The following is a 19885-nucleotide window of genomic DNA, read 5'->3' on the forward strand; positions in this document are numbered from 1 at the left end:
TTGTCCTCGTTGGGGGGTGTAAAAAAGGAGGGTGTGAAGGGGGGGGGGGGGGGTGTGGGGTTTTGTCTTCCCTGGCTGGTTTTTTGGGTTTGGGGGGGGGGGGGGGGGGGGGGGGCCCCCCCCCCCCCCCCCACCGGCCGAGGTCAGCTCGTCCGGAGCGGGCCCAGGCGCACCGGGAGTTCCTCCACTGCGCGCATGTAGCCGGGCCGCCATCGCAACTTCTCGACCGGCACGGCCAGTTCGAGGTTCGGGTAGCGCACGAAGAGCGAGCCGAGGCCGATCTCCATCTCGACCTTGGCCAGGGAAGCACCGAGGCAGTAGTGCATTCCCCGCCCGAACGCGACGTGCCCGTTCTCCGCGCGGTCGAAGTCCAGCACGTCCGGCGAGGCGAAGCGCTCGGGGTCGCGGTTCGCGGCGGCCAGCGACGCGAGCACCCAGGAGCCGGCGGGGATCGTGGTGTCGTCGAGCTGGATGTCCGCCGTGGTGAAGCGGAAAACACCCGGCGTGGACGGCCCGTCGTAGCGCAGCAGTTCGTCGACGTGGGCCGCCAACGCGGTGGGATCTTCCCGCACGGCGGCGAGTTCCGCCGGGTGGTCCAGCAGGGACAGCACGCCGAGCGCCAGCGAGTGGGACGTCGTCTCGTGCCCGGCGACGAACAGCAGCAGCGCCACGCCGGCGAGCTCCCGATCGGCCACTTCACCGCCGGCACCCGTCACGAGCGCGCTCAGCAGGTCGTCCTCCGGATTCCTGCGCTTGGCGTCGAGCAATTCCTCGAAGTAGGCGTAGAAGGAGTTCACGGCGGAGACCACCTGGGGTGCCTTTTCCGGGTCTCCGACGAATCCGAGCGCCTGGTTGGTCCACTCCCGGAACTGCACGGCGTCCGCTTCCGGAATGCCGAGCAGCGCGCACAGCACGGACACCGGGAACGCATAGCTGTAAGAGCGGACGAGGTCGACTTCGTCCTCGCCGTGCAACGCATCCAGCAGCCTGTCGGCGATGGCCCGCACCTGCGGCCGCAGCGCTTCCACACGGCGCGCGCTGAACTCGCGCACCACCAGTTTGCGCAACCGGGTGTGGTCGGGCGGATCCATGTTGATGAACAGTCCCTGCCGGATGGACCGGAACGCCTCGGCCACCTCCGGAGCCACCTCGTCGGCGCCGCTGCGCTCCGGCGAGAGGTCGCAGCTCACGTGAGGACTGGACAGCACGTTCACGACGTCGGGATAGTGCGTCACCACCCAGCACTCGCGCCCGTCCGGCAGGACGACCGGTTGCGCCGGACCGCTCTCCCGCCAAGCCGCGAGGCACGGGTGGGGATTGGCCAAGAACTCGTCGCTCATGGACAGTTCCACCGGGCCGGCCACGTCGCTCGTGCCCATCTTTCCTCCTGTAATCCGATGCTCGAACATTCGGTGAGAATTGCGGACGACGAACTCGATGCTAGGTGTCCCGAAATGCCCCAGCAACGGCCGAGAATCGCCGACACCCGGTATTCCACCGGTTCACCCCAGCGGATTATCGACACCCGCACGCGACGCGACGAAACGGCGCCGCTGATCCACTTTTCCGAGGCGATTCCACGATCAGGTCGAAGTCGTTTCCTCGGTTGCAGCACCCCATTCCGCTGCAATAGCGTGCAGTGCGGTCCCCAAAAACTCTTCCGGCCCGGCACGGCCGGATCGCGCCGAAACGAATTCCGCAATCACCGCAGCCTCGAAGGCGAGACCCACGAGATGAACCGAGCACAGCGACCATCACCGGGCGCCGGTGAAATCCACGACGAGCACGGCGACGTGTTCACCGCGCTGCTGGACGGCAGCCTCCACTTCGGACTCTGGGACGACGGCACCCGCAGCATGCGGGAGGCCGCCGACAACATGACCGACCTGATGATCGAGAAGCTGGCGGTCGAGCCGGCGCGGTCCGTGCTCGACATCGGCTGCGGCATCGGGGAACCCGCCGTCCGCCTGGCGCGCGCCAGGAACGTCGACGTGGTGGGCGTCAACGTCAGCCGCCAGCAGCTCGCCGCGGCGACCGAACGCGCGACGGCGGAAGGCCTGCAGGACCGGGTGCGCTTCGCGTTCGCCGACGCCCTGGACCTGCCCTTCCCGCCGGAATCCTTCGACGCGGCATGGTTCTTCGAGTCCCTGCTGCACATGCCCGACCGCCGCCGCGCGCTGTCGCAGGCCGCACACGTGCTGCGCCCCGGCGGCAGGCTCGCCGTCGCGGACTTCATCCGGCGCGGCGCCGACCTGGACGAGCAGACCGCCGTCGAGGAACGGTTCGCCGGGTTCCACATCTCCGCCATGCCGACGCTGGAGGACTACGCCGAGGCGGTCGCGGACGCCGGCCTCGTCATGGTGGAGGCGATCGACGTCTCCGACCGCAGCTGGCGGCAGACCCTGGCGGTGGTCCAGGAGAACATCGCCCGCCTGCAACACACCTTCACCACCCCGTCCGGCCAGGAGGACTACTGGGCCGAGGCGCGCGAAACGCTGCCCAGGATCGCCGACGGATCGGCGCTGGGCTACGCGGTGTTCGTCGCGGCCAAGCCGCGCGGCTGACCGGGGCTCACCGCTCGGGCGCCGGCACGTCGCCGGTGCCGGTGTCCCGCACGGTGATCGCCTCGACCGGGCAGGACTCCGCCGCGTCGGTCACCTCCTCGGCCGGACCGGCCTCCGACCGGCGCGGGCAGGAGACCCCCTCCACCAGCTCGAAGTGCTCGGGCGCGATCCCGACGCACAGCGCGGAGCGGATGCAGGTATCGGCGTCCACCTCGATCGACCAGCTCACCGGACGACCGTTCGGGCGGATTCGGCGCGGGTCACGCCCAGTTCAGCCGTGTTCCACGCGATGTCCAGGCGCGACGGGCTGTAGAGAATCATCCCCTCCCCCCACACCACGTCGTCCTCGTCGCCTGCGAAGCGCAGGCCGGGCAGCCGGTCCAGCAGCGTGCGGAGCCCGACCTGCAGCATCAGCCGGGCGAGCTGCGCACCGATGCAGAAGTGCGGGCCGTGCCCGAAACCGAAGTGCGGGTTGTCCACCCGGGACAGATCGAGACGATCGCCGTCGGCGAAGACCGCCTCGTCGCGGTTCGCCGACCGGATGTCGACGACCACCGGCTCACCGGCGCGGATCGTCACCCCGCCCAGTTCCACATCTTCCTTGGCATAGCGCGGAAGCCCGCCGACGAAGCCCAGCGGCAGGTATCGCATCAGCTCCTCGGCCGCCCGCGGGACCCGATCGAGGTCGGCGAGCAACCATTGGAGCTCCCGGGGATGGGTCAGCAATGCGTACGCGGAGTTCGCGAGTTCCGTCGAGGTGGTCTCCTGCCCGGCGACCAGGAGTGTGATCGCGAGCCGCGCCATCTCCTCTTCGGTGAGCTTGTCGTGCTGGTCACGGGCCTGGATCAGCACGCTGATGAGGTCGTCCTCGGGTTCCGCTCGCCGTCGCTCGATCAGTTCGGCCATGTAGCCGGCCATGAGGCTCATGCACTCCTCGGTCTGCTCCGGCGTGAATCTGTCGGTCGCCATGAACCCGTCGGACCACACCCGGAGTTCGGCCTGCCGCTCATCCGGTACACCGAGCAGCTCGCAGACGACCGTGATCGGGAACACCCGGGCGAACCCCGCGACGAAGTCCACCGGCGGCCCTTGCTCGATCATGCGGTCCACGAACCTGCCGGCGATCTCCTGGACTCGCGGGCCCAACTGCTCGACCCGGCGCTGCGTGAACGCCTTCGCGACGAGTTTGCGCAGCCGGGTGTGCTCAGGCGGGTCCATGGTCAGGATGCCGCCCTGGTTCTTCGTCGGCTGGGTCCGTGGCTCGTCGTGGTCGAGCACGGCCGCGCAGCCGAACCGGGAATCGGTCAGCACCACCTTGACGTCCTCGTACCGGGTCGCCAGCCAAGCGGGTTCCCCGTAGGGGAACTGGACCCGGCACACCGGCTCCTGCGCGCGGAGCACCGCGTAGAGCGGGTCGACCTCCAATCGCTTCTGCTCGCTGAACGGGAACTTCCTCGGTTCCGACATGCGACGCTCCAAGTGCCATCGACCGTTGCCGACGCGTAAGTTACGGCCTGCACCACCGTCCTGCCTGGTTCGCCACTCGATCGAAGAAGGACATCCCGGCGGCCACTTCCCAATGTTCGCGACCTGTTCAATTTCGTTGTGCTGCAACCACTTCCCCGCAACACTCGTCATGCCACCCATCCGGTACCACGGGGTGAACCTGTTGCACGGCCAGGTATTCCCGACCTTCCGCTCCCAACACCGCGCGCATCGCCACAACAATTCGACGATCGGTCGTTAATGGTGTGCGCCGTCGCTGTCGCCCGGCCTAAGCTGCTTCTCGATCATTCCGGCGAACCCTGGAGGAAGTCCTTGGCAAGCGATGCGCTGACCGCAGTCATCACCGGTGCCGCGAGCGGGATCGGGCAGGCACTGGCCGAGGCGCTCCACGCCAGGGGCACCGACCTGGTCTTGGCCGACGTCGACGCCGACGCGCTCTCCGCGACCGCGGAGCGGCTCGGCGCGACGGGGGTGGCGGCCGATGTCTCCGACCCGGCCGCGATGAGCGCCCTGGCCGCGCAGGCTCCGCAGGCGCGCCTGATCTGCCTCAACGCCGGTGTGGTGGGAGCGTCGCTGGGCGCGCCGTGGGAGGTGCCTGCCGACGAGTGGGACCGCGTGTTCGCCATCAACGTCGGCGGCGTCGTCAACGGGCTGCGGGCGTTCGTGCCGGGCCTGCTCGCCTCCGGTGAGCAGGCCCATGTGCTGATCACCGCATCGCTGGCGGGCCTCACGGTCTTCCCGGGCGGCGGGGCGTACGGACCGTCGAAGCACGCCGTCGTCGCCGTCGCCCAGCATGCGGCGATGGCCCTGGCCGGCACACCGGTTCGGGTCACCATGATCTGCCCGGCGCTGGTCTCCACCGGCATGTCGCCGGACGGGATCGAGCCGGGCCTCGTCGCGCACGAGGCGCTGCGGGCCGTCGACGACGGCGTCTTCGCCGTCGTTCCCTCCGAGTGGCAGGCGGCGGTCGTCGCGCAGGTCGAGCAGATCGCGTCCGGGCACCGGCCCACGCCACCCACCCCGCAGTCGGCATGAGCCACAACAACCACGCTCGGCCAACCGAATCGGCCACCTCCGGGCAGGAGGTCGATCACGCCATCCGCCGGCTGGTGCACGGCGACGATCGGGGCGAAGGACCCCGAAGTCGCTTGCGTGCTCGCAGCCCCGAGCTAACGGCGAATCGTCTCGAACACGGTGGCCGGAACCCACTCCGCCACCGCATCGCCCTCCGCCGGACTGTCGACCCTTTTGAGTGCGAGACCGGCTGCCTCGAAAAGGGATTCATACTCCGGCAACGTCCGCACCTTCCCATCGACCCTGGCCAACTGCCGCAAATGGATCGCGTCGAACAGCTGCGCCGACTCCTCGCGGTACAGCCAATCGATGACGACCACTGGAGTTCCAGGCTGCGCTGCCTCCCGGCACCGCGACAGGATTCGCGCGCAACTCTCGTCATCCCAGTCGGACAGCACGCACTTCAACAAATAGACGTCACCCCCTTCGGGAACCTTTTGGAAGAAGCTACCGCCGACGAACTCGACGCGAGAACTCAATCCACGCTCCGCAATGATCCTTCGCGCCCTTTCGACTGCGTGCGGCAAATCGAACAGAACTCCGGCGACATCCGGGTACTCCGACAAAATGCGGGACAAGAATGTGCCATTGCTGCCGCCGACGTCCACGACCTTGCGGTGCTCGCGGAATGAGTACCGGGACAGCACCGAGTCGGCCACCATGCCGGACAGCTCGCTCATGAAATCGGCGAATGCGGCCGCCTCTTCCGGGTTTTCCTGATAGTACGACCACAACCCCTGCCCAAGCGCGTCTTCGGTGTGCGATCGGCCGTGCAGCACAACGCTGTGCAGCATCTCCGCGGGACGGCAGATTCCAGGCGATGTGAGCATCAACACGATGCTGCGATACGCACCCCCATCACGCCGAAGCAGGGTGAGCATCGGAGTTTCCGCGAATCGATCCGCATCGACCCGCTGCACGAGACCGACCGACTCGGCGTTGTTGAGGAATGCGGACACCGCTTTGACGTCACCGGCCCCGATCGCCGCGGCCAAGTCGGCCGCCGTACGAGGCCCTTCGGCGAACTCATCGGCAACTCCCAATCTGGCCGCAGCGCCGAGGAGATGAAAGTTCCACTGCGCGCCGAGAATGGCGTCCAAATCGTCCTCGGGTTTTCCCATGTTCAACCTCCGATGTCGACGACGAGAGGCTAACCGCAAATTCAGAGCCGCCGCGAGCGCCAGAATCGACAAATACCGGAATGGGTGCGATCTCTGCGGGAACTCACCTCGCCACGCGGTTGGCGGCCGGCTCACCTCATGCCATGGCGAGCACGTCGGCTCACTCGCTGTGCACGACGTCGTGATCGGGGAAACGCTCGCCGAACAGCCGCAGCAGCCCCACCGCCTTCACCGCGGTCTCCTCCCATTCCTCGTCCGGGTCGGACAACGCGGTGATCGCCCCGCCCACTCCGAAGCTCACCCGTCCCGCGTCAACCACCAGCGTGCGGATGACGATGCTGTGATCCGTGGCTCCGTTGAGGGAGAAGTAGCCGAGTGCGCCGGAGTAGATTCCCCGCGCACCTTCCTCCAGTTCATCGATGATCTGCATCGTGCGGATCTTGGGGGCACCGGTCATCGAGCCTCCGGGAAAAGCCGCCCGCACGCAGGACACCGCTGAGGCATCCGCCCGCAGTCGCGCTCGGACGGTGCTCACGAGCTGGTGCACGGTGGCGAAGGACTCCACGTCGAACAGCTCGTGGACGTGCACCGAACCCGGCTCCGCACAGGTACTGAGGTCGTTTCGAACCAGGTCGACGATCATCAGGTTCTCAGCGCGATCCTTTTCACTGGCCCGCAGTTCCTCTCGAAGTCGCCGGTCCTCGCGCAGATCGTCCGAGCGGGGCCGGGTTCCTTTGATGGGCTTGGATTCCACCACGCGATCGGCGGAGATCCGGAGGAACCTTTCCGGCGAGGTGCTCAAGACCGACAACGCACCGAACCTGAGCAGCGCGGCGAACGGCGCTGGACTGTGCGCGCGCAGGAAGCGATAGCCGTCCCACGGATCGACGGCCGCACGCCCATGGGCCATGTTCGTCAGGCATACCTCGTAGGTCTCGCCCGCCCGGATCTGGCGCTGGCACTCCTCGATGAGGTCGAGGTAGTGCTGCCTATCGTGGCGCAATTCGAGACCCTCGGCCGCTGTCGACGGTGCGGGTTCCCGCAGGGCCGCGCCGAGCGCGCACATCGCGTTCCACTGCGCTTCCGTCTCCCGCATCCATTGCCTGGCAGCGGTTTCGTCGTCCACTTCGGCCAAGGCCAGCAAGTACGCCCGGCGCTCATGATGGTCGAAAGCGACGGCGTGCGGCGCGAAGATCATCGTGACATCCGGAGTCTCGGCCCGATGTGCACGGCGTCCGCCGCACTCGGACTTCAGCTCGTACCCGAGGTAGCCGACCCACCCCAGGGCGAAGTCGAACGGCAAGGGCGGGACATCCACCACCAGGGAATCGAGATCGGCCTCGAGCCAGTCCAGGAAAGCTCCCCGGATTTCCTCCTTTCCAGCCGCGGAGCGGACGACCGTCGTGCCGCGCCACGTATCGGCCTCCACTACTCGGGCGAGCCGGCCCGTCGCATCACCCATGAACGAGAATCGCCCGTTGGCACCGTCGGAGAGACTGCTGTCCAGCCAGAACGAGTACTCGCTGCATCGAAAGAACTGGTCGAACACGCGCTCTGGATCACACCAGTCCGCCAGTTCCTCGACGATGACCCGGAATCGCGCGCTGGGCGGAGTGCGATCGGGGACAGTGCTGCGCTGCCGTTGGCGAGGTAGTCGCGTCCGTCTTCCCGTCGTGCGCTGCCATTGCCTGGTCAGGTCGGTGAAGTTCCGCAGCATGCGATCGCCGTACGCCGTGCAGATCGACTCTGGGTGGAACTGGACTCCCCACTGTGGGCGGTTCCGGTGGTGAACAGCCATCAGAACCCCGTCCGGAGTCCAAGCATCCGCGACGAGATCGTCAGGAAGTTCAACCACGACCAGGGAATGGTAGCGAACCACGGAGAAAGGTGAAGGCACGCCGGTGAAGAGCGACTCGCCGCCGTGGACGACCGGCGAGAGCCGGCCGTGACGCACTTCAGCCGCAGGACCGACCTTCCCGCCGTATGCGGAGCACAATCCCTGATGGCCCAAGCACACGCCCAGCAAGGGCAAATCGGCGTACTGGACGATGTCCGCACTGATGCCGAAGTCCGACGCCCGCCCGGGATGGCCTGGCCCTGGAGACAGGACCACGTTGTCGAAGTATTGCAGGCCCTGCAGCCGAAAACTCGGATCGTCATTGCGAATGACCTCGCACTGCTCTCCGTTGGCTTCAGCAAGGTAGTGGGCGAGGTTGTAGGTGAACGAATCATAGTTATCGACGATCAAGGTCCGCATGCGTCGACCTTCCTGCAGAATTCCGGGACTGGGACACGCGCGTCCATTCTGGATTCCTCGCGTCACAGCGGCGAGCCGAGTGGTGGGTGACGCGTGTCTCCCGAGCAAGACTCAGGCGCGCATCGCGGCATTTCCCGATGCGCCTGGGTCCCGGCACTGTAAGACCTGCCGATCAGTTCGCCCGATCGACTGTCCCCCGGGTTGATTTCGTTGAAACCGAGCAAAGTTCGCGACAAACCGAACGGTTACCCGATGGAGGTTCGTTCGGCGAATCGAGTTGCCCGCCAACTCGGCAGCTGCCTATAAAAGTGAGATCGAAACCAAGGCAAAGAGCGGACTGGGCGAATTCATGGCCGAACTCGACGGCCTCATCGAGGGGCACTGATGACGATTCGGGATCAGCCGACGATTCCCCGCATCCCCGCGGAACGCGCGCAGCGGTACCGCGCGGACGGGTGGTGGCAGCCCGTGACGTTGGACCGACTCGTCCTGCGCCACGGCAATCGCGTCCCGTCGAAGTGCGCGCTGGTGGCCGGCGACCGGCGAATGACCTACGGTGAGCTGGCCAACTCCGTCGATCGCGCGGCCGCGCTGCTGACGTCGAGGGGCATGCGTCGCGGCGACGCAGTCGTGGTGCAGCTCCCGAACAGCGTCGAATTCGTCGTCCTCGTCCTCACTCTGATGCGCATCGGCGCGCTCCCGATGCTGATCCTGCCGGCACTGCGGGGATACGAGATCGAGCGCGTCCTGCGGTTGGTCCGGCCCCGCGCGATGGCCCTGCCGCACCGCATGCCTCGGTTCGATCATCTCGCGATGGTGCAGGAACTGCGTCCCCGGCACCCGTACCTCGAAACCCTGCTGCTCACCGGCGAGCCACCCGCGGGCCCTGACATCGTGGATCTGTCCGAACTGTGCGATCCCGCGAGCGCTTCCGCCCGTGCGGCGGTGCCGGCGCACCAACCACCGGCCTCCGAGCCGCACGACGCAGCCTTGCTACTGCTTTCCAGCGGCACCTCCGGGCCGCCCAAAATGATCGCCCGCACGCACGAGGACTACGGCCACGTCATTCGAACCGCGTCCAAGACCGCCGGGCTCGATGCCGATTCGGTCTACTTCGCGGTCATGCCCGCCGCCCACACCTTCACCTTGGCCTGTCCGGGAATCCTGGGCACCCTCGCCTTCGGCGGGCGGGTCGTGCTCGGCAGCGCCGAAGACCCACGGCGGGCATTGCGGCTGATCGAGCGGGAGCGGGTGACGCACTGCGCCGTGGTTCCGGCACTGCTCGGCCAGTGGTCGACCGTGCTCCGCTCGGATCACTTCGACATCTCCAGCCTCGCCGCGGTCCAGGTCGGGGGCGCCAAGCTGGACCCTGCCGGGGCCGAACAGGCCCGGTCGGTGCTGGGCTCCGTGGTGCAGCAGGTCTACGGCATGACCGAAGGGCTGGTCAACTCCACCCGGCTCGACGACCCCGCAGAGGTGGTTTCGTCCTCGCAGGGCAGGCCCGTCTCGGCCGCCGAGGAACTGCTGATCGTCGACGACGCAGGCGAACCAGTTCTGCCAGGGCGAACCGGGCAGCTCCTGACCCGTGGCCCGGCCACGATCGCCGGGTACTACCGGGACGAAGCGGCCACGGAAAACGCCTTCACCGCCGACGGTTTCTACCGGACCGGCGACCTGGTCCAGCTGCTGCCGAGCGGGAACCTGGCGGTCGTCGGGCGGGTCAAGAACGTGATCAACCGCAGCGGCGAGAAGGTGTGCGCCGAGGAATTGGAGCAGCTCCTCCAGGAGCTGGACGACATCGCCGAGGTGGCCGCCGTCGCCGGGCCGCACCCAATGCACGGCGAGATCGTATGCCTGTACGTGGTACCGGCCGGCGAGAAACTCCCCGAGCTGCGAGAACTGCGCCAGCACCTTGAATCCCGCGGGTTGGCCAGGTACAAGCTGCCCGAGCGCCTGCAACTCCTCGATGCGATGCCGTTGATCGGAGTGGGCAAGCTGGACCGCGCCGCACTTCGCGAAGCCGCCGCGGCTGCGGAGCGAACGAGAACCGAGCGGCGGTCGGCGCACTCGAAGTCAGACGGCGGTGAACTCCAGGGGGTGGCGGGCGAGGGGGTCGCCCCGACGCGCCGCCCGCAGGCGCTCGGCACGTAAATCGGCAAATCCTGTCCCGGTGTTCGAGAATCCGCCGACCGCTCAACAGCCGACCGCATTTCCTGGTCCGGCGAGGATCGCCGCATCGACCGCCGGGCTGAACCGGTCAGGGCAGCGCGGCGCCGCGGGCCGTGATCCAGAGCCTGTACCACTCCTCGTGCGTGAGGTCGGGTTCCCGCTGCGCCGCGTCGCGGCAGGCGCGGATCCGCTCCGGCTTGGCGCTGCCGATGACCGGCGCGATGCTCGCCGGGTGGCGCTGCAGCCACCACAGCACGATCGTTTCCGCCGTCGTGCCCTTCTCCTCCGCCAGGGCCGCGACGAGCTCCGCCGTCGCTCGCTCGGTCGGCGTTTCCTGGCCGCCGGTGAACCGGCCGCGCGCGAGCGGGCCCCAGGCCTGCAGGGAGATCCCGTTCGCCCGGCAGTGCTCGATCGTGCCCAGCGGGAAGCCGATCGACGCGGCTTCGGCGGTGTTCACCAGCACCCCGGCCTCGCACCAGTCGCGCCGGTGCAGGCTCATCTCCAGCTGGTTGGCGACCAGCGGAACGCCGAGGTGCGCCTGCAGGTGCGCGATCTGGGCCGCGCTCATGTTCGACACCCCGAAGCGCCGCACGAGGCCCTGCTCGTGCAGCGACATGAGCGCCTTGGCGACGTCTTCCGGGTCCGCCAGCGGGTCGGGCCGGTGCAGGAGGAGCACGTCGATCACGTCGGTGCGCAGTCGGGCGAGGCTCTCCTCCACCCGCGCGACGATGCTGTCGCCGCGCAGGTCGTAGATCCCGGGCCGGTCGCCCTCGGCCTGCCGGATGCCGCACTTGGTCTGCAGCACGACACGTTCGCGCAGCCCGGGCGTGCGGGCGAGCACCTCGCCGAAGGCCGCCTCGGCCTTGCCGCGCCGGTAGATGTCGGCGTGGTCGAACGTGGTGATCCCGATCTCCAGCGCCGCCTGGATCGCCACCTCGGCCGCGTCGATGTCGGCCGCGATGAGGGGTTCGGCATCCCAGCTCCCGCCGAGCCCCATGCACCCGTACAGCACGCGATCCGCGCTCGTCTCCGTCGTCACCAGGCCATCCTTTCACGGAGGTCACCGCGCCCGGCCGGGGCTGCCGCGACGACATTCGTCCACAATGGACGATCGAAGGGCGAGGAAGGTCATCCGCGCGCCGGGCCGGTTCAGGCGCACGGCCCGTTGATCTTTCGGTCTCAGCGGGTCTCGGCGGCTGCTCGCCGGCGGACGGTGCGCTCGAGGATCCCGAGAGTGGCCTTGAGCGCGGACTCGGGGACCACCGGGAAGACGATGCGCTCCTTCCACTCCTCGTCGATCTCCGACCAGTCGTAGTAGGAGGTGACGAGCGTGCCGCCCTCGGCCGGCTCCAGGCGGTAGCCGTAGATGTGGCGGGCGTGGGGCCGGAGCCGGCCTTCGACGGTCCAGGCGATCTCCTCGTCCGGGGTGAGCGTGGTGATGACGACCTCGACGTCGTACTTGCCAAGGGGGACATCCCCGAGGGCGTCCCGGTCCATGTGGACCAGGAATCGGTCGCCGGACTGCTCGACCCGTTCCCCTTCGGCGTCCATGAGCATTCCCGACGCGTCGATGTCCACGTGGCCTTTCGGGTCGGTCAGGACCTCGAAGATGTCGCCGACCGGGGCGGGGATGAGCCGGGAAACCTCGATCCGTTCGGCGTCTTCGCCCACGCGCGGCGTTTCCGCCGTACCGGTCAGGGCGGCAGGGTCGCTGGCGCTCATAGCGTCGTCCTTTCGGGCCGTGCTGCGGGAGTGGCGGTGTTCCGGCCGGCGGAAGCCCTTTGCGTAGAGGCACCACGGTCGCCCACCAACAAATCGACCATAACACAAATAATCGATTTTCCACCGGATCGTCTACGCTGACGGGATGCCCCGGACGGCCCACACCTCGACCTCGTCGGGAAAGCAGATGCTCTCCGAGCAGGTCTACGCACACCTGCGAGACGCGATCATGCGCGGGAATTACGCCCCCGGCGAGGCCCTCAAACCGCAGGACCTCGCCAAGGAACAGGGTGTGAGCCTGGCTGTCGTGCGCGAGGCGCTCGTGCGGGTGGTCGGCGACGGCCTCGCCGACCGGTTGCCCAACCGCGGCTTCGCCGTCCCCGCCTTCTCCGACCGCCGCTGGCAGGAGATCGCGGAGGCCCGCCGGACCATCGAACCGCTCGTGCTGCGCATGTCCATCGAGCGCGGTGACGTCGACTGGGAGGCCCGCGTGCGCGCCGCCCACCACCGCCTGAGCCGCACACCGGCGTTCGCGCCGGAGGAGGGCGAGTACATCAGCGGCGCATGGTCCGAAGCGCACCGGGTCTTCCACCGCACTTTGCTGGAGGGGTGCGGCAACCCCGTCCTGCTGGAGACCTTCGACCGGATGTGGTCCGCGAGCGAGCTGGCTCGCCGCTGGTCGGCGCACCGAACCCCGGGCCGGGACCACCTTGGCGAGCACCAGCGGCTGGAGGAGGCGGCGCTGGCCCGCGACGCGGACGCCGCGGCCGAGGCACTGGCCCGGCACCTCACCCTGACCGCGGCCGGCCTGACCGGCCGCACGCACCACGAACCCGCGGAAGAAGCCTGATCCGCCTCATCGACCTGGCCCGGCAGGTTCCGCGTCGGCCCGGCTCGGCGCATCCTCGGGATGGCGTCCGCAATCTCCTGCTGAGCGAGGGATCCACGATGAGAGCAGCACGCTTCCACGGCCGTGGCGACATCCGCATCGACGATGTACCGGAACCCGCGCCCCGCCCCGGTACCGTCAAGGTGGCGGTCGAGTGGTGCGGGATCTGCGGCACCGACCTGCACGAATACCTCGAAGGCCCGATCTTCGCGCCGCGCGCGGGCGCCCCGCACCCCCTCACCGGCGAAACCGTGCCCCTCACGCTCGGCCACGAGTTCGCCGGAGTCGTCAGCGAGCTCGGCGACGGGGTGCGCGACCTGCGGGTCGGCGACCGCGTCGCCGTCGAGCCGTACCTGGTGTGCGGGCGGTGCGACCCCTGCCTGCAGGGCCGGTACAACGTCTGCCGCAGCCTGGGTTTCGTCGGGCTTTCCGGCGGGGGCGGCGGATTCTCGCAGTTCGTCGTGGCCGAGCGCCGCTGGATCCACCCGCTCGGCGAGCTCGGCACCGACGTCGGGGCGCTCGTCGAGCCGCTGGCGGTCGCCTACCACGCGGTGCGGCTCTCCGGCGCCCGCCCGGGGCACACCGCCGCGGTCTTCGGGACCGGCCCCATCGGCCTGGTGACCACCGCCGCGCTCCGGGCGGCGGGCGTCGAGCAGGTGATCGCCGTGGAACCGGCGGAGGTGCGCAAGGCCAAAGCGCACGCGGCCGGCGCCGAACACGTGCTCGATCCGTCCACAGTGGATGCCACTGCGGCCGCGCTGGAGCTGACCGGGGGCCGCGGCGCCGACGTGACGTTCGAGTGCGCCGGGATCGACGCCGTGCTGAAGTCGGCGATCCGCGCCACGCGTGCCGGCGGCACCTGCGTGAACGTCGCGATCTGGGGCCACGAGGCCGCGGTCGCGATGAACGATCTGGTGTTCGGCGAGATCAACCTGGTCGGCAGCCTCGCCTACGCCGGCGACCATCCCGCGACCATCGAGATGATCGCCGGCGGCCTGGTCGACCCGTTCCAGTTCATCACCGGCCGCATCGGCCTCGACGACATCGTGGCGAAGGGATTCGACGAGCTCGTCGGCAACAAGGAGGCCAACGTCAAGATCCTCGTCCGGCCGGAGTGACCCGGGCTAGTAGTCCAGGGCCGCGAACCAGTCGCCCCGGCCCCGGGGCGTGAGGTCGAGGAGGTGCCAGACCGGGCTGAGCAGGTCGATGCCGCGCTCATCGATGTCCTCGGCCATGCGCGGGTGCGCCGAGTAGAAGTGGCGGACCGATCCGCTGCCGTCGCGGGTGAACACCGACACCGTCGAGTCCTGGATGCCATCCGCGTCCTCGCTGCCGAGGTCGTACTTGAACGTGCTGGTCCCGGCGCTGAGCAGGCGGAGGTTCGTCCACCCCCGCTGCCGGGCGTGCGCGCGCAGCTCCGGCAGGCCGGCGGCTGCCACGACGGCGAGGTCGACGTTCTGCGCGACGTGACGGGCGACGCCGTTGAAGCCGTCGAGCCACATCGTGCACATGGGGCACGGCTCGGTCTGCTGCTTGCCGTACATCAGGTGGTAGATCACCAGATCGCGGCCGGGCCCGGTGAACAGCTCGGCCAGCCGCACGGTCCGCACCGGCTCGTCGCCCGCATCGAGGTCCGCGGGGCCTTCTTCGAACGCGTAGTCGTCGACGACCGGCCCTGGCGGCAGCCTGCGACGCAGGTCGGCGACCTGCTCGCGCTGGCGCATCAGCTCGATCTCGGCCTGGCGCAGTTCCTCGCGGGCGCCGGCGTACTCGGCCGGTTCCGCGGTGAGGTTGGTGTGGCGCATCGCTGACTCCTGGACCACCGACGGCAGTTGCCCCTGCCATTGTCCGCCGCCCGCGGGCGGCGGCCAAGTTCGGCGCTGACAGCCGGTAGTCACGAAGGTGATCCAATGTGGACATTCCCGGGATCGCGGCGGTTCGGGGACGGTGGCGGAACGGATGCCGAACAACCCCTGAACACCTGGCGAAGGAATACCGCCACGGCATGGATCCGGCGGACAACTCTCCGCCGGCGAGATCTCATGGGGTCGGGCGCGGACCCACGACGCCATCGCCGCAGCGGGATGAGGATGGACGAGCAGACCACGACTACCAGGACGAGCACCGCCGAGCGGGTCGGCGACCTGCTCACCGCGTGGGTCGACCGGCTTCCCGCCCGGCTGCGCCGGGTGCTGTCCCGCGAACTCGTCGGGTTCCTGCTGCTGGGCGGGTTCACGTTCCTGATCGACCTCGGGATCCTGGCGGCGCTGCGCGCCTGGACCGCGCTGCCGCTGCCCGTCGCCGTGACCGTGGCGTACGTGGCCGCCTTCGGGCTGAACTTCGTGCTCAACCGCACGGTCAACTTCCGGTCGCACGCCCCGGTCGGCGGCCAGGCCCTCCGCTACGCGGTGGTGATCGCCTGCGACTACCTGCTCACGATAGGCGTGACCACGGGGGTTTCGGCGCTGGGCGTCGACTTCCGGCTGTCGCGGATGGCCGCCGGGGCGTGCGTCGCGGCGTTCACCTACACCGCATCGCGGTGGTGGGTGTTCCGGGAGAAGTCCGGCTGAACCGCGCCCTTGGCATACTGGGCGCGGTGTCCCGCAAACTGCTGATCTTGCCGGTCGCGGCAGGACTCCTCGTCGGCGCGGTGCTGTTCGGCGCGCTGCTCTTCCTCGGCCCCTCCCTCACCTTGCACGAGGCGGTGTTGCACGAGGAATCGTCCCAGGATTCCGGGGTGACCTACGAGTACTCGGGTTCCCGGTGGGCGAGCGAGCTCTACCTGGTTCGGGTCACCCGGCTGACCGGCACCTGGCACGAGCTGCGGATCGGCCCGGGCGCGGCCGACCACTACTACCCGGTGCGGCTGCGGTTCGGCTCCGGCGAGCCGCGGATCCGGTCCGTCGAGTGGCGGCCCGACGAGGTCGCGGTGACCTTGGAGTCGGGCGACTCCGTGCACGTGCCGGCGGACAACTTCCGCAGCGTCCGCTAGCGCGCCCGGCGCCCCAGCGCGCGCATCGCGAGCGCCCCGAGGATCGGGCCCGGCGCGAGGACGAGGAAGGCGAAGCGCCAGCCGACGAGCGCCGAGAGGACCGGCACGAGGTTGATCGTGACCACCGTCAGCAGGAAGCCGATCGCGGTCTGCGCGGTCAGCGCCGTGCCGATGTAGCGGGAGTCGGCGACCTCGCTGAGGGCAGTGGAGAACACACCGGAATCGGCGATCACCGACGCGCCCCAGACCGTGAGCAGCGCCAGGAGCAGCGGCCACGACGCGTCGAACACCAGTGGGGACAGCAGGCAGCACGCGCCGCTGACGACGAGGGCCGCCCCGGCCGCCGGAGCTCGCCCGAAGCGGTCGGCGGCCCAGCCGCCGAGCAGGCAGCCGAGGACGCCGGCAACGCCGATGGCCGCGAACGAGACCAGGCCGACGGTCGCCTCCCCGCTCCCGGTGCTCGCGGCCACGAACGACGGCAGCCACGTCCACAGCGCGTACAGCTCCCACATGTGGCCGAAGTAGCCGAGGTTGGCCAGCCTCGGCCCGCGCTCCCGGAACATCTCGAGCGCGTACCGCGGCCGGTGGGTCGCGCCGCCGCCGGACAGGTGCGGTCCCGGCCGCACGAACATCGCCGCCAGCACCGCCGCCCCGACCCCGATGGCGGCCGCGGTGATGAGCACGCCCTGCCACGGCAGGCCGTCGAGGCCCTTGATCAGGTGCGGCAGCGCGGAGCCGACGGTGAGCGCGCCGATGAGCACGCCGAGCGCGAGCCCGCGCCCGGCGGCGCCGAACCACGAGGCCATCAGCTTCATGCCGACCGGGTAGACCCCGGCGAGGAAGAAGCCCGCGCACAGTCGGCACAGCACCGCGGGCCCGAAGCCGTCGGCGAACAGCGGCACGGCGACGGTCGCGGCCGCCGCGCCGAGCGCGGAGCAAGCGGCCACCCGCTGCGGCGGGAAGCGGTCGGGCAGGTTGGCTGCGGCCGACACGATGGCCCCGGCGACGAACCCGACCTGCACCGATGCGGTCAGCCAGACGGCCTGCACGTCGCTGATGTGCCATGCCTCGCGCAGCGCGGGCACGACGGCGGAGGCGGAGAACCACATCGCCATGGCGAGCACCTGCACGGCGGCGATCAGCCCGAGCTGGACGTACCGGTTACCACTTGCCATTCAACTGCCGCTTTCCGAGAAGGCTCCCGCGTCACTCGAGGCACGACCGCCACACGAGTTCGGCCCGCACCACGTTCGCGGACGGTCGCATACTTCCACAGGCGGATGCGCGCGGTCACGCGGATGTGCGGCCGCTCAGCTGTACGCGGTGGGTTCGGGCGGCTCGCCGGTGAGGTAGTGGGCGCCGAGCTCCCGGGCCTTGTAGGCCACCGGGTCGTGCAGCGTCAGGGTCCGGGCATTTCGCCAGAAGCGGTCGAATCCGAAGGAACCGGCCGTGGCCCTCGCACCGAGGAGCTCGAAGATCCTGGCCGTCGTCTCGTTGACGGTCCTGGTGGCGACGATCTTCGCCGCGGAGATGGTCGCGGCCGCCGCGCCGCGCCGCCCTGCGGTCAGCTCGGCGCCCTGATCCGCCGCGTCCTGCAGCGCGGCCGTGCCGCGGTCGGCGAGCAGCCCGGCCGCCCGGACGCTCGCGACCAGCTCGCCGTAGCCCGCCAGGACGTACGGGTCTTCCGTCGCGGCGGCCGCGCCGCTGAGCAGCCAGGGCCGGGCGCGGCGGCGGGTGTAGTCGGCGGCCTCCGCGAGCGCGCCTTCGGCGATCGCCACGCAGATCTGGGCGAGGACCGCCTGGAACGCCAGCGATGTCAGGGAGATCCGGACGTCACCGCTCGGCGGCGAGCCCAGGACGTCGTCCGCGTCGATGCGCACGTCGTCGAAGACGACGCTGCCGCTGGCCGACAGGCGTTGCCCGATGTTGTCCCAGTCGTCGGGGTGGCCGATGCCGGGCGCGCGGGCGTCCACCAGGAAGGTGCGGATCTCGCCGTCGTCGTCCCGGGCGCTCGCGATCAGCCGGTCCGCGACGGCGGCACCGGTGGCGAACGTCCGCCGGCCGTCGACCAGGAAACCTCCGTCCACAGTGGTCATTTTCAGCCCCGCTTCCGCCGTGTTGGGCGGGCTGCTCACGCCCGCCCAGAACAGCCGGTGCTCGGCGCGCATCCGCGCGGCCACCTCGGGGTTCCCGAACAGCCCGGCCCGCCACAGGTGCAGGTAGTGGTACCCGAGCAGGTGCCCGATGGACGGGTCGGCCGCCGCCACGATCCTGGTCACCGCGTGCGTGGTCACGTGGTCGTCCGGCGGGATGGCGAGCAGCCCCGACGTGCGGAGCAGCTCGATCTCGTCTACCGGCCGCCGGTTCGCGCGGTCCCGGTCGGCGGCGTCGGCCCGCAGTCGATCGGCGACCGCCTTCGCACTAGCCAGATCCATGTCTCTCCTCGAAATCCTCTCGGCGCCGCAACACGATGACCAGCAGCGGCGGCAGGAGCGCGCACTGCGCCGCCACCGCCAGCCAGAACAGGTGGGCGTTGCCGGCCCCGTCGAACGCGCCGTAGCCGAGGCCGCCGATGATGCCGCTGGCGAAGGCGCCGATCCCGGCCGCGAGGCGCTGTTGCCCGAACACGACCGCCGGCGCCCGCCCGGAGCGGGCAAGGGATTCGAGGTCGTTCTTCAGGAACAGCACCACCTCGCCGAGGCAGATGGCCAGCGCGCCGGCCAGGATCGCGGCTGCGCCGCCGAGCGCCAGCGCGGCCGTGCCGGTCGCCATCGCGGCGAAGCCGATCAGCATCGCCCGGGAGTAGGGCAGCCGCCCGATCCAGCCGGCCAGCAGCGGCTGCACCACCACCAATCCCAGCGAGTGGAGCATCAGCGCGATGCCGTAGAACACTGTGGACACTCGCGGAACGGCGTAGACCGCCAGGTAGTTGTAGAAGAACATGTGCAGGTACAGGGTCAAGGCGGTGATCGCGAACGGCAGCAGGGGAATTCCGGCCAGCACGCGGTCCGGCTTCCCCACCGGCCGGTCGGCGCCCCGCTCCGCGGGCAGCAGCGCGTGCCCGATCGTCACGACGGCGAACAGCACCGCGACCGTTGCGAACAATGCCGCCGAGTCGTCGAGCACGAACGGCGCGGCGGCGACCGGCCCGAGCGCGATTCCGCCGTTGATCGCCGAGTTCCCGGCCGACACCAGCAGCGGACGGCGGTCCTCCTCGACGCCCAGCAGTAGGTACGCCTTGTTCGCCGGGAGGTAGAGCGCCGCGCCGCAGGAGGTCAGCACCAGCGCGGCGATGGCCGCGGCCGGCCAGCGCAGCCCCACGACGAACCCGGCGAACCCGGCGGTGCGGATCACCAGTGCCAGCACCATGGTCCGCTGCAGGCCGATGCGCTCGGCGACGGCCGCGCCCACGATCGCCCCGGCGAACTGCACGAGCGAGGCGACCGCGAGGACGACGCCGACGATCCCCAGGTTCAGGCCCAGGCGCTGGTGCAGCACCACCGACATGTACGGCAGCACCGCGAACCCGCCGAGCGCGATGAAGAACGAGCTGACCAGCAGGAACCATTGCCGGTGGGTGAACGAGGCCAC

18 protein-coding genes are annotated in these 19885 nt (G+C 69.5%); 7 read left to right on the forward strand and 11 right to left on the reverse strand.

What is annotated here, in order from left to right; translation table 11 throughout:
* Positions 1-143 precede the first annotated feature (143 nt).
* Positions 144-1379: a cytochrome P450 family protein gene (locus AC07EQ_RS01630; protein ID WP_478386002.1), complete on the reverse strand. Its 1236-nt coding sequence runs from the start codon at positions 1377-1379 to the stop codon at positions 144-146.
* Positions 1380-1733: 354 nt separating this feature from the next.
* Here AC07EQ_RS01630 and AC07EQ_RS01635 point away from each other — a divergent pair, with 354 nt between their 5' ends.
* Positions 1734-2564 (forward strand): SAM-dependent methyltransferase, encoded by an 831-nt coding sequence (locus AC07EQ_RS01635; protein ID WP_478386003.1) that lies wholly within the window; start codon positions 1734-1736, stop codon positions 2562-2564.
* 7 nt (positions 2565-2571) lie between these two features.
* On the opposite strand, the gene AC07EQ_RS01640 is transcribed toward AC07EQ_RS01635, so the two are convergent.
* The gene (locus tag AC07EQ_RS01640) at positions 2572-2793 is read right to left on the reverse strand and encodes a ferredoxin (RefSeq protein WP_478386004.1); all 222 of its coding nucleotides are present in this window, start codon (positions 2791-2793) and stop codon (positions 2572-2574) included.
* Complete coding sequence (locus AC07EQ_RS01645) at positions 2790-4031, reverse strand: cytochrome P450 (RefSeq protein WP_478386005.1); 1242 nt, start codon at positions 4029-4031, stop codon at positions 2790-2792. The genes AC07EQ_RS01640 and AC07EQ_RS01645 overlap by 4 nt, the downstream gene beginning before the upstream one ends.
* 351 nt (positions 4032-4382) lie before the next feature.
* On the opposite strand from AC07EQ_RS01645, the gene AC07EQ_RS01650 reads away from it, so the two are divergent.
* Complete coding sequence (locus AC07EQ_RS01650) at positions 4383-5105, forward strand: SDR family oxidoreductase (RefSeq protein WP_478386006.1); 723 nt, start codon at positions 4383-4385, stop codon at positions 5103-5105.
* A gap of 134 nt (positions 5106-5239) precedes the next feature.
* Here AC07EQ_RS01650 and AC07EQ_RS01655 read toward each other — a convergent pair whose 3' ends face one another.
* A complete protein-coding gene (locus AC07EQ_RS01655; protein WP_478386007.1) occupies positions 5240-6265 on the reverse strand; it encodes a methyltransferase in 1026 nt (341 codons plus the stop codon).
* A 160-nt stretch (positions 6266-6425) separates the two neighbouring features.
* A complete protein-coding gene (pabB, locus tag AC07EQ_RS01660) occupies positions 6426-8522 on the reverse strand; it encodes an aminodeoxychorismate synthase component I (protein WP_478386008.1) in 2097 nt (698 codons plus the stop codon).
* A gap of 384 nt (positions 8523-8906) precedes the next feature.
* Between pabB and AC07EQ_RS01665 the strand changes: the two genes are divergently transcribed.
* The gene (locus AC07EQ_RS01665) at positions 8907-10673 is read left to right on the forward strand and encodes a (2,3-dihydroxybenzoyl)adenylate synthase (RefSeq protein ID WP_478386009.1); all 1767 of its coding nucleotides are present in this window, start codon (positions 8907-8909) and stop codon (positions 10671-10673) included.
* 106 nt (positions 10674-10779) lie between these two features.
* Here the strand turns inward: AC07EQ_RS01665 and AC07EQ_RS01670 are convergent, their stop codons facing one another.
* A complete protein-coding gene (locus AC07EQ_RS01670) occupies positions 10780-11730 on the reverse strand; it encodes an aldo/keto reductase (protein WP_478386010.1) in 951 nt (316 codons plus the stop codon).
* A gap of 140 nt (positions 11731-11870) precedes the next feature.
* On the reverse strand, positions 11871-12413 hold the full coding sequence (locus tag AC07EQ_RS01675) for an SRPBCC family protein (protein ID WP_478386011.1): 543 nt from the start codon (positions 12411-12413) through the stop codon (positions 11871-11873).
* Positions 12414-12600: 187 nt separating this feature from the next.
* Between AC07EQ_RS01675 and AC07EQ_RS01680 the strand changes: the two genes are divergently transcribed.
* Together AC07EQ_RS01680 and AC07EQ_RS01685 are read left to right on the forward strand one after the other, a co-directional pair.
* Positions 12601-13263 (forward strand): GntR family transcriptional regulator, encoded by a 663-nt coding sequence (locus tag AC07EQ_RS01680; protein ID WP_478386232.1) that lies wholly within the window; start codon positions 12601-12603, stop codon positions 13261-13263.
* Positions 13264-13361: 98 nt separating this feature from the next.
* Complete coding sequence (locus AC07EQ_RS01685) at positions 13362-14420, forward strand: 2,3-butanediol dehydrogenase (RefSeq protein ID WP_478386012.1); 1059 nt, start codon at positions 13362-13364, stop codon at positions 14418-14420.
* A gap of 6 nt (positions 14421-14426) precedes the next feature.
* On the opposite strand, the gene AC07EQ_RS01690 is transcribed toward AC07EQ_RS01685, so the two are convergent.
* Positions 14427-15107, reverse strand: a complete 681-nt coding sequence (locus AC07EQ_RS01690) for a DUF899 family protein (protein WP_478386013.1) — start codon at positions 15105-15107, stop codon at positions 14427-14429.
* 285 nt (positions 15108-15392) lie between these two features.
* Here AC07EQ_RS01690 and AC07EQ_RS01695 point away from each other — a divergent pair, with 285 nt between their 5' ends.
* Positions 15393-15872, forward strand: coding sequence for a GtrA family protein (locus AC07EQ_RS01695; protein WP_478386014.1), 480 nt, complete (start codon positions 15393-15395; stop codon positions 15870-15872).
* A 26-nt stretch (positions 15873-15898) separates the two neighbouring features.
* On the forward strand, positions 15899-16294 hold the full coding sequence (locus AC07EQ_RS01700; protein WP_478386015.1) for a hypothetical protein: 396 nt from the start codon (positions 15899-15901) through the stop codon (positions 16292-16294).
* Here the strand turns inward: AC07EQ_RS01700 and AC07EQ_RS01705 are convergent.
* From AC07EQ_RS01705 to AC07EQ_RS01715, 3 genes are all read right to left on the reverse strand, one after another.
* Entirely contained in the window at positions 16291-17469 is a 1179-nt protein-coding gene (locus tag AC07EQ_RS01705) for an MFS transporter (RefSeq protein ID WP_478386016.1), read from the reverse strand. The two genes, AC07EQ_RS01700 and AC07EQ_RS01705, sit on opposite strands and share 4 nt — an antisense overlap.
* A gap of 135 nt (positions 17470-17604) precedes the next feature.
* Positions 17605-18729, reverse strand: coding sequence for an acyl-CoA dehydrogenase family protein (locus tag AC07EQ_RS01710; RefSeq protein ID WP_478386017.1), 1125 nt, complete (start codon positions 18727-18729; stop codon positions 17605-17607).
* Positions 18716-19885: an MFS transporter gene (locus AC07EQ_RS01715; protein WP_478386018.1), complete on the reverse strand. Its 1170-nt coding sequence runs from the start codon at positions 19883-19885 to the stop codon at positions 18716-18718. The genes AC07EQ_RS01710 and AC07EQ_RS01715 overlap by 14 nt, the downstream gene beginning before the upstream one ends.

The organism is Saccharopolyspora sp. NPDC045839 (genome assembly GCF_056431645.1).

What these genes read in the sequence shown, in the direction of transcription:
- AC07EQ_RS01690 (WP_478386013.1), bottom strand. Translation starts at nt 15,107, where the DNA reads ATGCGCCACACCAACCTCACCGCGGAACCGGCCGAGTACGCCGGCGCC.
- AC07EQ_RS01675 (WP_478386011.1), bottom strand. Translation starts at nt 12,413, where the DNA reads ATGAGCGCCAGCGACCCTGCCGCCCTGACCGGTACGGCGGAAACGCCG.
- AC07EQ_RS01645 (WP_478386005.1), bottom strand. Translation starts at nt 4,031, where the DNA reads ATGTCGGAACCGAGGAAGTTCCCGTTCAGCGAGCAGAAGCGATTGGAG.
- AC07EQ_RS01655 (WP_478386007.1), bottom strand. Translation starts at nt 6,265, where the DNA reads ATGGGAAAACCCGAGGACGATTTGGACGCCATTCTCGGCGCGCAGTGG.
- AC07EQ_RS01680 (WP_478386232.1), top strand. Translation starts at nt 12,601, where the DNA reads ATGCTCTCCGAGCAGGTCTACGCACACCTGCGAGACGCGATCATGCGC.
- pabB (WP_478386008.1), bottom strand. Translation starts at nt 8,522, where the DNA reads ATGCGGACCTTGATCGTCGATAACTATGATTCGTTCACCTACAACCTC.
- AC07EQ_RS01685 (WP_478386012.1), top strand. Translation starts at nt 13,362, where the DNA reads ATGAGAGCAGCACGCTTCCACGGCCGTGGCGACATCCGCATCGACGAT.
- AC07EQ_RS01630 (WP_478386002.1), bottom strand. Translation starts at nt 1,379, where the DNA reads ATGGGCACGAGCGACGTGGCCGGCCCGGTGGAACTGTCCATGAGCGAC.
- AC07EQ_RS01695 (WP_478386014.1), top strand. Translation starts at nt 15,393, where the DNA reads ATGGACGAGCAGACCACGACTACCAGGACGAGCACCGCCGAGCGGGTC.
- AC07EQ_RS01705 (WP_478386016.1), bottom strand. Translation starts at nt 17,469, where the DNA reads ATGGCAAGTGGTAACCGGTACGTCCAGCTCGGGCTGATCGCCGCCGTG.
- AC07EQ_RS01710 (WP_478386017.1), bottom strand. Translation starts at nt 18,729, where the DNA reads ATGGATCTGGCTAGTGCGAAGGCGGTCGCCGATCGACTGCGGGCCGAC.
- AC07EQ_RS01635 (WP_478386003.1), top strand. Translation starts at nt 1,734, where the DNA reads ATGAACCGAGCACAGCGACCATCACCGGGCGCCGGTGAAATCCACGAC.
- AC07EQ_RS01665 (WP_478386009.1), top strand. Translation starts at nt 8,907, where the DNA reads ATGACGATTCGGGATCAGCCGACGATTCCCCGCATCCCCGCGGAACGC.